The 12,224-nt window shown below is 70.3% G+C and carries 10 protein-coding genes; 9 read left to right on the top strand and 1 reads right to left on the bottom strand.

The window, feature by feature from the left end; translation table 11 throughout:
- The first annotated feature begins 6 nt into the window (after positions 1 to 6).
- The 9 genes from ACLB1G_RS17345 to ACLB1G_RS17305 all read left to right on the top strand — a co-directional run bounded on the left by ACLB1G_RS17345 (position 7) and on the right by ACLB1G_RS17305 (position 11,009).
- Complete coding sequence (locus ACLB1G_RS17345) at positions 7 to 876, top strand: type II secretion system F family protein (RefSeq protein WP_491628480.1); 870 nt, start codon at positions 7 to 9, stop codon at positions 874 to 876.
- Positions 877 to 885: 9 nt separating this feature from the next.
- Positions 886 to 1,692: a tetratricopeptide repeat protein gene (locus ACLB1G_RS17340; RefSeq protein ID WP_491628479.1), complete on the top strand. Its 807-nt coding sequence runs from the start codon at positions 886 to 888 to the stop codon at positions 1,690 to 1,692.
- On the top strand, positions 1,689 to 2,396 hold the full coding sequence (locus ACLB1G_RS17335; RefSeq protein WP_491628478.1) for a TadE/TadG family type IV pilus assembly protein: 708 nt from the start codon (positions 1,689 to 1,691) through the stop codon (positions 2,394 to 2,396). Before ACLB1G_RS17340 ends, ACLB1G_RS17335 begins: the two co-directional genes overlap by 4 nt.
- 10 nt (positions 2,397 to 2,406) lie before the next feature.
- Positions 2,407 to 2,961: a hypothetical protein gene (locus ACLB1G_RS17330; protein WP_491628477.1), complete on the top strand. Its 555-nt coding sequence runs from the start codon at positions 2,407 to 2,409 to the stop codon at positions 2,959 to 2,961.
- Positions 2,958 to 4,697 carry an apolipoprotein N-acyltransferase gene (locus ACLB1G_RS17325; RefSeq protein WP_491628476.1) on the top strand — a complete coding sequence of 580 codons (1,740 nt, stop codon included), beginning with the start codon at positions 2,958 to 2,960 and terminating at the stop codon, positions 4,695 to 4,697. Before ACLB1G_RS17330 ends, ACLB1G_RS17325 begins: the two co-directional genes overlap by 4 nt.
- Positions 4,688 to 5,041 carry a DUF192 domain-containing protein gene (locus ACLB1G_RS17320; protein ID WP_491628475.1) on the top strand — a complete coding sequence of 118 codons (354 nt, stop codon included), beginning with the start codon at positions 4,688 to 4,690 and terminating at the stop codon, positions 5,039 to 5,041. Before ACLB1G_RS17325 ends, ACLB1G_RS17320 begins: the two co-directional genes overlap by 10 nt.
- A gap of 261 nt (positions 5,042 to 5,302) precedes the next feature.
- The gene (locus tag ACLB1G_RS17315; protein WP_491628474.1) at positions 5,303 to 7,753 is read left to right on the top strand and encodes a methyl-accepting chemotaxis protein; all 2,451 of its coding nucleotides are present in this window, start codon (positions 5,303 to 5,305) and stop codon (positions 7,751 to 7,753) included.
- Between the two features lies 1 nt (position 7,754).
- Positions 7,755 to 9,182 (top strand): chemotaxis protein CheW, encoded by a 1,428-nt coding sequence (locus tag ACLB1G_RS17310; protein WP_491628473.1) that lies wholly within the window; start codon positions 7,755 to 7,757, stop codon positions 9,180 to 9,182.
- 195 nt (positions 9,183 to 9,377) lie between these two features.
- Positions 9,378 to 11,009 carry a flavin monoamine oxidase family protein gene (locus ACLB1G_RS17305; protein WP_491628472.1) on the top strand — a complete coding sequence of 544 codons (1,632 nt, stop codon included), beginning with the start codon at positions 9,378 to 9,380 and terminating at the stop codon, positions 11,007 to 11,009.
- 4 nt (positions 11,010 to 11,013) lie between these two features.
- Here ACLB1G_RS17305 and ACLB1G_RS17300 read toward each other — a convergent pair whose 3' ends face one another.
- The gene (locus ACLB1G_RS17300) at positions 11,014 to 11,949 is read right to left on the bottom strand and encodes a polysaccharide deacetylase family protein (protein WP_491628471.1); all 936 of its coding nucleotides are present in this window, start codon (positions 11,947 to 11,949) and stop codon (positions 11,014 to 11,016) included.
- Positions 11,950 to 12,224 lie beyond the last annotated feature (275 nt).

The raw sequence follows: 12,224 nt of genomic DNA, 5'->3' as shown, positions 1-12,224 counted from the left end.
CATGCCATGATGGATATCCTGCTGCCGGCCCTGTTCGCGCTGGCCGTGACGGCGCTGGCGGTGTTTTTCTACCGGGTGCTGACGGCGGTCCAGAGCGAGGACCGCACCTATGCCGACAAGCCGCCGGGCCTGCTGCGCGCCGTATGGCCGCTGATCGAGGTGCTGGCCTTCTACCTGGGACCGCGACTGAGCGTGGAATACCGCGAGAAGACCATCCGCAAGCTGCGCAAGGTGGAGCTGGACTACGCGCTGTCTCCGCAGCAGTGGTTCGCCGCAAAGGTGGCTTATGCGCTGGTGTTCATGCTGTTCGCCCTGGCCATGTGCCTGATGCTGCACAAGGGCAGCCTGGTGCTGCCGCTGGCCGGCGCCGCCTTCGGCTACGTGTACCTGGACATCTGGATGCGCGACCGCGTCAAGCGCATCGAGCTGGAAGTGATCAAGAACCTGCCCAACTTCCTGGACATGCTGACCCTGGCCGTGGAATCGGGCTGCAACCTGACCGTGGGCATCACGGTGGCGGTCGAGAAGACCCCGGAAAGCCCGCTGCGGCGCGCCTTCGCCCGCCTGCTGCGCGAGGTGCGCTCGGGGCGCGGCCGGGTCGACGCCCTGCGCATGCTGGAGGAGCGCATGGACACCAACGCCGTCACCTCGCTCACCACCACCCTGGTGCAGGCCGAGAAGACCGGCGCCAGCCTGGGCGCGGTATTGCGCGCGCAATCGACCCAGCGCACCAATGAACGCTTCGCGCGGGCCGAGAAGATGGCCATGGAGGCGCCGGTCAAGATGCTGGGTCCCCTGATCCTGTGCATCTTCCCCTGCACTTTCGTGGTGCTGGGCTTCCCTATCGCGATCAAGATGATGTCCGCCTTTCACTGAACGAGGAATATGATGAAACGACTACACAGCGCCGCCCTGATGTTGTGCCTGGGACTGGCCGGCTGCGCCACCCGGCCGGCCGCGCCGGTGGCCGATGCGCCGATTCCGGCCAAGATGGAGGAGTTGGGCGCGCTGGCCGAGCAGGCCATCGCGGCCGGCGACCTGACCAGCGCCGGCCGCCTGTACGTGCGGCTGGTGACGGCCTATCCCGACAGCGCGCCGGGCTGGTACCGGCTCGGCACCGTCTACCTGCGCACCAACCAGCCGGCCTATGCGCAGCGCGCCTTCGAACAGGCGCTGGCGCTCGATCCCAGCCTGCAGAAGGCCTACGCCAACCTGGCGCTGGCGCACCTGGCCCAGTTCGGCGATGCGGCGCGGCGCGCCGTGGCCAGCGGCCAGGTCTCGGCCGACAACCGGCGCGCCCTGACCTCGCTGCTGCAGGACGTGGAGCAAACCATGCCGTCGCCGGCCGCGCTGGCGCGGCCCCAGGCGGCGGCCGCGCCCGGCCCGGCGCCGGCGCCGCCGGTCACGGCGCCGGTGCCACCCGCCGTGGCCGCCGCCCCGGCGGCGCGCGCCTCGGCCGCGCCGGTCACGCTGCGCCCGCCGGTGGCGGCCGGCGGCACGGCAGCCGATTCCCCGGCGCCAGTCGCCGCCGGCAGCGCCAGCGCGCCGGCCACGGCAAGCGCATCCGCGTCCGCGCCGACCGCTGCGCAGATTCAGCCTGCGCCGGCCACCGCCCCTGCCAGCGCCGTCCCCGGCGCGTCCACGGCCACCGCCAGCGCGGCCTCCTCCCGGCCCCCGGTGGAAAACCCATGATGCGCGGCCGCGCCACGCTGCGCGCGCGCCAGCGCGGCGCAGCCACCATCGAGTTCTACGTCACCGCCTTCCTGGTACTGGTGCCGCTGCTGATGGCCGTGATGCAGATGGGGATGTTCATGCTAGCCAAGAACACCGTCAACTTGGCCGCGCTGTCGGTGGCGCGCGCCGGCGCCGCTTCCGGCGGCGACCGCGGCGAGATGCGGCGCGCCTACGCCACCGCGCTGGCGCCGCTGTACGTGGCGCGCGGCCTGGGCGCGGCCGGCGGCGGCGGGCTGCGCGACGTCAGCGCCGGCAACTACGCCCAGGTCATGGGCGTGGCCTATGCCAGCGCCATGGCCGATATCACCACCACCTTCAGCAGCTTCACCAGCCTCAATCCCACCCGCGCCTCGTTCCAGGATTTTGGCGTGGCCCGCAACGGCGCCACCACCATTCCCGTGTACGGCCTGGCCAGCAGCAATCCGGTCGGCAGCCGTTCGCAGCAGCGCCGCTCGGACGCCCTGCTGCTCAAGGTCCAGGTGCGGCACTGCTACGTGATGGTGTTCCCCATCATCGACGCGCTGGTGACCGGGGTGCTCAACAGCGTGACCTCGGGGGCCAGCGCCGCCGACCGCCTGTGCTATGCGCGCAGCGGCGTGCCCATCGTGTCGCAGGCCGTGGTGCGCATGACGGTGCCGCCGGTGGCCTCCAACTTCAACTGAGGAGGGTCCCATGACTATCCCTTGCGCCGCCGGCGCCAGCCTGCTGGCCATCCTGCTTGCCACCGCCACGGGCGGCGCGCGCGCCGACATCCACCGCCACATCGACGCCGCCAGCGGCATGGAAGTGCTGAGCAACGTGGCCGCCATGCCTGCAGCCGCTGCAGGCGCCAGTGCGGCTGGCGGGGCTGGCCGTAGCGGCCGCGCTACAGGCGCCAGCGCCGGGGCCGCAGCAAACGCCGGCAATACAGGCTACAGCCCGCGCGCCACCGCGGGCCAGGGCCAGGCCATGCCGGCCAGCGCCGGCCCGGGCCAGGCCGGCGCCGTGCACACGCTGGGCGGCCAGGCGGGCACGCGTGCCCTGGCCGCAGCGGCAAGCTTCCCGGTCATCAGCCGTGCGCAGCAAAGCGAACTCGATGGCGGCCGCCGCGCCATTTTGGAGGACGAACTGCGGGCCGAGCGGCAAGCGCTGCAAGCGGCGCGCGCGCGCCAGGCCGCCGCCGACATCCTGCACCGCCACGACATGAACATCGCCGCCCTGACGCGCGAATTGGCCGCCCTACGATGAGCGGCATCACCCATCCGGCCGGTGGCGGCGCCATCCTGCAGGTGCGCGGCGCCGCGCGCAACGCGTACGCGCAGGCGCTGCCGGTATCAATGCTGCTGGGCGCCGCCATGAGCATGTCGCTGGCGCCAGCCGAGGCCTGGTGGTTTGCCGCGCCCTGCCTGGCCGGCCTGTTCTATTTGCTGCCAGCCCTGCGCCCGCTGCAGCGCGCCGCCTGCGGCTGGGCCTTCGGCCTGGGCTGGTTCGGCGCCGGCCTGTGGTGGGTGGTGCCCGGCCTGGCCTCCACCTCGGAGGCGGGCGCCGCGCTGTCGCTGACGCTGGGCGCGCTGCTGATCGCTTACCTGGCCCTGTATCCGGCCGCCGCCGCGCTGGCCATCGGCGCCCTGCAGGGCGAGCGCCGGCCCTGGCTGCGCGCCGCCGCCACCGCCAGCGCCTGGACCCTGTGCGACTGGCTGCGCGCCCACCTGCTGGGCGGCATGCCCATGCTGCCCAGCGGCGCCGCCCACGCCAGCGGACCGCTGGCCGGCTACGCCGCGCTGGCGGGGGTGCACGGCTTGGGCTTCCTGAACGCCATGAGCGCGGCCGTGCTGGCGCAGTGGCTGCCTACAGGCGCGCAAGGCAGAAGCGCACAGCATGGCCGCATGGCTGGGCGCCCATGCCAGATGGTCAGGCCGCGCATCGCCTGGCCGCCGCGCCAGGCCGCCATCGGGCTGCTGGCGCTGGGCGCGCTGCTGCTGGGCGGCCAGCTGCTGCGCCAGCACGCCTGGACCCGCGACGCCGGCACCCTGGACATCCGCATCCTGCAGGGCGACCTGCAGCCCGACGAGCGCAGCGGCCGGGAAGCCGTGCTGCGCGCCCACACCCTGTACAGCCACCTGGCGGCCGCCGGCAGCGCCGACCTCACCGTGCTGCCGGAAACCGCCCTGCCCATCGAATGGGACGCCATGCCGCCCGCCATGCTGGCCGAGTGGCAGGCCCTGGCCGAACGCAACGGCGCCATCCTGCTGGGCGCCATGGCCGCCGCCGTGCCACGGCCCGGCCTGATCGGGGCCAGCAGCAACAGCGCCTTCGCGCTGCAAGGTGTGGCGGCCGGCGACAGTCCCGCCAGGGACAGCCCTGCGTGGCCAGGCCATGCCGGAAGTGGCCTGGCGCATCGCGGCCTGGCGCGGCCCGACCGGGCCACGCTTGGCCTGGCCCCCGTCTACCGCTACGACAAGGCCGAGCTGGTGCCGCTGGGCGAGCGCATGCCGCAGTCCATGGACTGGCTGGCGCAGCGCCTCAATGTGCAGTTCGGCGGCCTGCTGCCCGGCGCGCGCGGCCAGGCGCCGCTGCGGCTGGAGCGGTCCGGCGCGCGCGTGGCGATCGGCATCTGCTACGAAAACCAGTTTGGCCCCTACCTGGCGCGCCAGGCCCGCGACGCCCATCTGCTGGCCATCCTCAACAACCTGGCCTGGGGACGCGGCAGCTACGCGGCCGCCCAGTACACCCAGGCCAGCCAGCTGCGCGCGCTGGAAACGGGACGCTGGGTGGTACAGGCGTCCAACGGCGGCCCCAGCGTGCTGATTTCCCCGTCCGGCGCCATCGTCGACGCCCTGCCGGACCAGGCCACCGGCGTGCTGACCGGCCGCGCCGGGCTGCGCGATGGCGCCACGCCTTACATGCGCACCGGCGACGCGCCGCTGCTGCTGGCCATGTTGTCCATCTTGTCCTGCTGCGCATGGAGGCGGCGATGCCCATGACAATACAGCTGAACGGCCTGCGCATCACCATCGCGCGCAGTTTCCTGCAGCGCCTGGTCGGACTGCTGGGCCGCCGCGCACTGGCGCCCGATGAAGCCCTGCTGCTGCTGCCCTGCTCGAATATCCACACGGCCTGGATGCGCTTCGCCATCGACGTGGTGTTCCTGGACCGCGACGGCGCCATCCTGTCGGTGTCGGAAGGCGTCCCGCCCTGGCGGGCGGCGGCGCTGCGCCGCGCCCACAGCTGCCTGGAGCTGGCCAGCGGCGGCGCCCGGCGCCACGGCCTGGCGCCGGGCCAGCACTGGCCCCAGCTGGCCGCCGCCAGCCTGGCCGGCACCGACTGAGCCGCGCGCCATCCGGCTTTCAACTTGCCAGTACGCGCGCCGGCGCGGTCCGCAGGGAAACGCGAGGGATAAGTCGCGCCTGCACAACAAATGCTTGCGGGCAATACCCAAGGTGCTACACTAGCGTCATCTTCCGTCGTGGCGCCCCATCCCGTGCCGCGGCAGCTTCCGGCGCCGCTACGCGCCCGTGCCCTCTTCCGCTGCCAGCCAATTCGCTGAGCGAACCACGCCGCCGCGGGGCCTTTGCCAGGATTACCTACCATGACAGATCTTTCCGCCCTGCCGGCCGCCGCCGCCATGCCGCAGCGGGCCAGCGCCGTGCTGGACGCCATCAACCGCACCCAGTGCCTGGTCGAATACAGCCTGGACGGCAAGGTGCTGGACGCCAACCAGCACTTCCTCAAGCTGACCGGCTACAGCCTGGATGACATCACCGGCCACGAGCACGGCCTGTTCTGCACCCCGGATTACGCCGCCAGCCCGGCCCACGCCGACCTGTGGCGCCGCCTGGCCCAGGGCGGGTCCGACACCGGAGAATACCTGCGCCTGGCCAGCGACGACCGCCAGCTCTGGCTGCTGGGCTCCTACAATCCGGTGTACGACGCCAGCGGCCAGGTGGTCAAGGTGATACAGCTGGCGCGCGACATCACCGAGAGCAAGATCCACTCGGCGGACCAGGATGGCAAGCTGGCCGCCATCGACCGCGTGCACGCCGTGATGGAATTGAGCCTCAGCGGCACCATCCTGTCGGCCAACGACAGGTTCCTGGAACTGTTTGGCTATAGCCGCGACGAGGTGCTGGGCATGCACCATCGCATGTTCTGCGACCACGACGAAGCCAGCTCGCCCGAATACGCCGACTTCTGGCAGCAGCTTGCGGCCGGCGGCCACCACTTCGGCCGCTGCAAGCGCCGCACCCGCGACGGCAAGCGCATCTGGATCAGCGCTTCCTGCAGCGCGGTGCTGGGCCCGAACGGCAAGCCGGTCAAGATAGTCGAATACGCCTCCGATGTGACCCATGCCGTGCAGCGCGGCCTGGAGGCGGACGGCAAGGTAGCAGCCATGAACCGGGCCCAGGCCGTGATCGAATTCGACCTGGAAGGCCGCATCCTGGAGGCCAACGAGAACTTCCTGGACGCCTTCGGCTACACCCTGGCCGAGCTGCAGGGCCGCCCGCACGCCCTGCTGTGCGAGCCGTCCTTCGGCCAGTCCACCGAATACCACGGCTTCTGGCGCCACCTGGCCGCCGGCGGTTACCACAGCGGCGAATTCAAGCGCCTGGCCAAGGATGGCCGGCCAATCTGGATACAGGCCACCTACAATCCCATCCTGGACGATGAAGGCAAGCCGGTCAAGGTGGTCAAGTTCGCCACCGACGTCACCGAGGCCAAGACCCGCAACGCCGACTTCGCCGGCCGCAACGCCGCCATGGACCGGGTCCAGGCCGTGATCGAATTCGACCTGCACGGCCGGGTGCTGGCCGCCAACGACAACTTCCTCAACGTGATGGGCTACGCGCTGGAGGAAATCCGCGGCCAGCACCACCGCATGTTCTGCGAGCAGGCCTACGTCCACACCCCCGAGTACATCACCTTCTGGGAGCGCCTGGGCCGGGGAGAGTTCCACGCCGGCGAATTCCGCCGCCATACCAAGACCGGCAAGGATGTCTGGATACTGGCGTCCTACAACCCCATCTTCGACGCCGACGGCAAGCCCTACAAGGTGGTCAAGTTCGCCACCGACATCACCGAGCAGAAGCGCCTGCACGCCGAGATCAAGGGCAAGCTGGACGCCATCGGCCGTTCGCAGGCCGTGATCGAGTTCGACCTGCGCGGACAGGTGATCTCGGCCAACGCCAACTTCCTGCGCACCCTGGGCTATACCGAGGACGACGTGCTGGGCCAGCACCACAGCATGTTCTGCGAGCCGGAGCTGGTGCAGAGCAGCGAGTACCGCAACTTCTGGGCCAACCTGTCGCAGGGCATGTACCAGTCGGGCCGCTTCCGCCGCCGCGCGCGCCACGGCGCCGAAGTCTGGATACTGGCCACCTACAATCCCATCCTGGACCTGAACGGCAAGCCCTACAAGGTGGTCAAGTTCGCCATGGACATCACCGACCAGGTGCGGCGCGAACAGGCCATCACCCAGAAGGTGCATGCCATCGCCCAGGTGCTCGATGGCCTGTCCAGCTCCATCAACGAGATCGCGCGCGGCTCCGAACGCTCCAGCGGCCTGGCCGGCCAGACCCAGAGCGAGGCCCAGGATGGCGGCCGCCTGGTGGAATCGGCGCGCGCCGCCAACCAGGCCATCCAGACTTCCTCGCGCGAGATGCAGGAGATTGTCGACGCCATCGGCGACATCGCCGGCCAGACCCATTTGCTGGCCTTTAACGCCGCCATCGAGGCGGCCCGCGCCGGCGAGCATGGCAAGGGTTTCTCGGTGGTGGCCAACGAGGTGCGCAAGCTGGCCGAGAAGTCGGCCAGCGCGGCGCGCGAGATCGCCAAGCTGATCAACCAGACCGTCAACCGCGTGGACGAGGGCGGCCGCCTGTCGCACGAGGTGGAGGAAGCCTTCGCCCGCATCGTCAAGTCGGTGGCCACCACGCGCGAGTCGATCGCCAGCATCCACGAATCGACCGCCGCCCAGGCATCGGCCACCAAGGACGTGTCGCTGCTGCTGCAGGACCTGGAGCGCATGACGGCGGGGAGCTGAGATGGATGCCCACGCCAACGGCGCGCTGGCGCCGCATGTGGTGGTGCGGATAGGCGCGGCGCGCATCGGCATACCGGCCGGCTGCGTGCTACGCGCCCTGTCCGCGCCGGACGCGCTGGCGCCGCTGCCACGCCGCCAGGGCGCCCTGCTGGGCATGCTGGCGGTGGACCAACGGCCGGTGCCGGTCATCGACATCGCCTGCTGGGTGGCGCTGGCCGGGGCCGACCCCGGCTCCGGCCGCCTGCTGCGGCGCGTGATCATCCTGCAGTCCGGCGCGCGCATGGCCGCGCTGCGGGTCGACACCCTGGAACCGCTGGCGGCGCTGCCAGCCAGCGCCATCGTGCGTCTGTGCCACGACGACGACCCCGAGCAGTTGTTCCACAGCGCCGCCGTGCTGCCCGACGACGGCGGCACCCTGGCCCTGCTGGACGTGGACGCCCTGTTCGGCCTGGCGCGCAGCTGGTGCGCGGGCAGCGGCGTGGACCAGGAGGATGAGAATCAGGACTATGCAGGCGCGGGCGGCGCGGCCAACAGCGGCGCCAGCCACACCTGGGCCCTGGTGGACGCCGGCGGCCAGCGCCTGGCCCTGCGCGCCGACCACCTGGCGGAAGTGATCGCCATGCCGCCGCAGGACCGCGTGCTGGGGAGCTATGGCGTGGCCATGTGCCAGTGGCGCGGCAGCCACCTGCCGGTGGCGCCACTGGCGCGCCTGCTGGGCGGCGCTCCGGCCGCTGCGGCGGCGCCGCTGCTGGCGGTGCTGCGCCTGGGACAGCACGCGCTGGGCCTGCCCATCCACGAAGTGCGCGAACTGCGCCAGCTGCCCGCCGATGTGCAAGGCGTGCGCAGCGGCACGGCGGGCGGCCTGCCCTGCCTGACCATCAGCGAGGAAGAGCATGGAGACGAAGCCGGCGCCCTGCGCCTGGTCGACACCGAAGCGCTGTTCGCCATGCATCCGGAGGCCTCGCTGGGCCAGGAGTTGCAGGATGAGGCGCAAGCCGGAGGCCGGCAGCGCAACGAGCAAACCTATGTGGTGCTGGAGGCCGGCGGCAGGCTGGCGCTGCCCATAGGCGCACTGGAGGAAGTGCTGCAGGCGGCGCCGGACGATTGCGTCCCGGCGCAGGCCGGCGCGCCGGCCGCCACCTTCAACTGGCGCGGCGCCGCCATCGCTTTGCACGACCTGCGCCAGGCATCGGCCGCGGCGGCGCGGCCGCGCAGCGTGCCGCTGGTGGTCCTGCGATCCGGCGCCGATGCGGCGCCGGTGGCGCTGGCGGTGGACCGCGTGGTGTCCATGATCACGCCGGGCAGCGCCGAGCTGACCCGCATGCAGCGCGGCGGCCAACTGGTGGAATTGCTGATACTGGCCGAGGAAGGCGGCCACAGCACCTACCGCATCGCCGACCCGGCCAGCCTGCTGCGCTCCCCGTCCTGAGACGGCCCGGCAGGGCCAGGCCTGTTCGTAGCGCGGCCACGGATGCGCCGCGCCGGTGCGCCGCCCGCACCGCGTGCTGGCCCTCCTGGGCCGTTTTCCGCAGCTAGGGCGCCGATATCGGCACAAAAACAGATGGCATGGCTCTTGCGTGAATAGCTGCACCAGCAGTTCGTTCACTCAACCTTTGGGAGCCCCATGTCGAATCCGCACAGCGCCACCGCCACCGATCTGCAGCACCTGCCCGACAACGCGCCGACCCGGCGCGATTTCCTCGTCAAGGCCCTGGCCCTGGGCGGCGCCGGCATGCTGCTGGCCACCATGAAGGCCTGGGGCATGGACATCGCCTCGCGCGTCAGCACGCCGCCCCTGCTCCAAGGCAGCGGCAAGGGCAAGACCGTGGTGGTGCTGGGCGCCGGCATTGCCGGCATGACGGCCGCCTACGAGCTGGGCAAGGCCGGCTACACCGTCAAGCTGCTGGAAGCGCGCGACTTCGCCGGCGGCCGCATACAGACCGCGCGGCGCGGCAAGGTGCTGGAAGAGCTGGGCGGCCACAAGCAGGTATGCGAATTCGACCCCGGCCAGTACATCAACCTCGGCCCCTGGCGCATCCCCTTCAACCATTATTCCACCCTGCACTACACCAGCGAATTCAATGTCGCGCTGGAGCTGTTCAACAACGACAACGACGCCGCCTACGTCTACAACGAGAACGCCGCCGGCCCGCTGAACAAGACCCGGTTGCGCATGTTCGAGGTCAAGGCCGACATGCGCGGCTACGTCGACGAGCTGCTGGCCAAGTCGCTCAAGTCCGGCCTCATGGACGAGAAGGTGACGCCGCAGGACAAGCAGCTGCTGATCGACTACCTGGTCAACGAGGGCTACCTGGACAAGAAGGACCTCAGCTACAAGGGTACCGACGGGCGCGGCTACAAGGTCAATCCCGGCGCCGGCCTCTCGCCCGGTCCCGGCGTGGCCTCCGATCCGCTCGGCTTTTCGGACCTGCTGCAGTCCAAGCTGGGCCTGATGTACAAGTCGGTCAGCACCTTCCTGCAGCAAAAGACCATGTTCCAGCCGGTGGGCGGCATGGACATGATCGCCAAGGCCTTCGAGAAGCGGGTCGCCAGGAGCATCAGCTACAACACCGAGGTGACCAGGCTGGTCAACCTGAAGGACAAGGTCGAAGTCCACGTCAGGAACACGGCCACCGGCAAGGCCTCGGTGGTGAGCGGCGACTACTGCCTGTGCACCATCCCGCTGTCGGTGCTGCGCGGCATAGAGAACGACTTCTCGCCCAAGTTCGTGCAGGCCATGTCCGGCCCCACCTACTCGCCGCTGTGCAAGATGGGCCTGCAGATGAAGGAGCGCTTCTGGGAGACCAACCATGGCATCTACGGCGGCCACATCTTCACCGACATCGCCGGCATCAACACCATCTCGGTGCCCTCCACCGGCTACCAGAGCCAGAAAGGCACGCTGCTGGGCTACTTCAGCTACGGGGCGGAAGGCGCCAAGATGAGCGCGCGCACGCCCAAGGAACGCATCGAGTACGCGCTGGCGGCCGGCGAGAAAATCTTCCCCGGCGAGTACCGCCAGGCCTACGAGCACGGCTTCTCGATCTCCTGGCACCTGGTCAAGTACAACCTGGGCGCCACCAGCCACTGGACCCCGGAGGCGCGCGAGGCTTACTACAACACCCTGTGGGAAGGCGAAGGCCGCACCCTGCTGGCCGGTGAGCATATGAGCTACCTGGGCGGCTGGATGGCCGGCTCGATCGAATCGGCCTGGCAGCAGATCGCCCGCATCCACCAGCGCCTGTCGGCGGCCTGAGCCGCTACAGGCCTTGCGCCTCGAGGGCGGCGATCTCGAAGTCGCCGTCGTCCACCAGGCGCTCGCCGCCAGGATATTTGCCCAGTCCCAGCAGCCGCCCCAGCGACAGCAACAGGCTTTGTCCTGCCACGCTGCGCTCGGGGGCCAGCTGGTAGACCGTGTCATCGAACGCGGCCTGTGGCGTGACGATGTTCCAGCCCATGTCCCGGAACATGGCGATCACGTCGCCCAGCCACAGGGCGCTGGCCAGGTTGTGGTGCAGCAGGATGACCTGGGCGATGTCGCGTCCCTGCAGCGCGCGCGACAGGTCGCGGTAAGCCAGGGCGCGCTGGCGCACATGGCCCAGATAGGCGGTCTTGATGGCCCCGACGTCGGCCTTGGGATCGCGCTCGAGCACCTCGACCAGCTTGGCGTTCAGGCGCCAGTCGCTAGTGTCCAGGCTGACGTAGGCGTTGCGGTAGCCATGCTGGCGCAGGAAGGCGCGCATGCCATCGCGTTTTTCCGGCGTGTTCCCTTCGCGCAGGTAGGTAAACCGGAACCATTTTCGGTAACCGGGCAGGGTACGGATGATGGCGTCGCAATCGAGCAGCTCGCGCTGGTACTGCTCCAGTGGCACCTGGTGCAGGTCGGGGTGGGTCATGGTGTGGTTGCCGATCAAGTGGCCGGCCTGGCCCCACTGGCGTGCCAGCGCCAGTCCCTCGGGCGTGACGGCGCCGCGCGCAGCGGTGACGAACAGCGCGGCCTGCACCCGGTGCCTGGCCAGGGCGTCCAGCATGGCCTGGTTGCGCTGCTGTGGAGACAGCAAAGGCGTGGGCCCCAGGTCCGGTCCATCGTCAAAGGTGAATGCCACCGACTGCGCCTGGGCCTGCGGCAGCCATAGCGCCATGCCCAGTAAGGCGCAGGCCAGCAGCCGCGCCCAGAGTGTCCGGGTTGTTTTCAATGCCATCCTCCATCGGTGCGCCCACGCCGGCGCTCAGGGCCGGTACCAGCGCTACCATACGGCAGCGCAGCGTCCGAGGCAAGTCCAGGGAACGCGCGCGTGACCTGCTGCACGCGCTGGGCAAGGCCGTGATCGATGAAAACGCCAACTGGCTGGCGGCCTACGCCTGCGCCGGCGTGCACTGGCACGGACGCCAGCAGGGATCAAGGGCGGCCATGCGCGCGCCGTCATTGCTACCTGATGGCGCGCCGGTCCCAGGGCTGCCCGGGGTGGCG

Source organism: Duganella kummerowiae (genome assembly GCF_053572355.1).
The sequence above is the reverse complement of the archived record's forward strand: the minus strand, read 5'-3'. Positions and strand labels throughout refer to the sequence as shown.

Bases quoted from the DNA above. Each gene is read 5' to 3' on its own strand.
- ACLB1G_RS17345 (WP_491628480.1), top strand. From the start codon at position 7: ATGATGGATATCCTGCTGCCGGCCCTGTTCGCGCTGGCCGTGACGGCG.
- ACLB1G_RS17340 (WP_491628479.1), top strand. From the start codon at position 886: ATGATGAAACGACTACACAGCGCCGCCCTGATGTTGTGCCTGGGACTG.
- ACLB1G_RS17335 (WP_491628478.1), top strand. From the start codon at position 1,689: ATGATGCGCGGCCGCGCCACGCTGCGCGCGCGCCAGCGCGGCGCAGCC.
- ACLB1G_RS17330 (WP_491628477.1), top strand. From the start codon at position 2,407: ATGACTATCCCTTGCGCCGCCGGCGCCAGCCTGCTGGCCATCCTGCTT.
- ACLB1G_RS17325 (WP_491628476.1), top strand. From the start codon at position 2,958: ATGAGCGGCATCACCCATCCGGCCGGTGGCGGCGCCATCCTGCAGGTG.
- ACLB1G_RS17320 (WP_491628475.1), top strand. From the start codon at position 4,688: ATGCCCATGACAATACAGCTGAACGGCCTGCGCATCACCATCGCGCGC.
- ACLB1G_RS17315 (WP_491628474.1), top strand. From the start codon at position 5,303: ATGACAGATCTTTCCGCCCTGCCGGCCGCCGCCGCCATGCCGCAGCGG.
- ACLB1G_RS17310 (WP_491628473.1), top strand. From the start codon at position 7,755: ATGGATGCCCACGCCAACGGCGCGCTGGCGCCGCATGTGGTGGTGCGG.
- ACLB1G_RS17305 (WP_491628472.1), top strand. From the start codon at position 9,378: ATGTCGAATCCGCACAGCGCCACCGCCACCGATCTGCAGCACCTGCCC.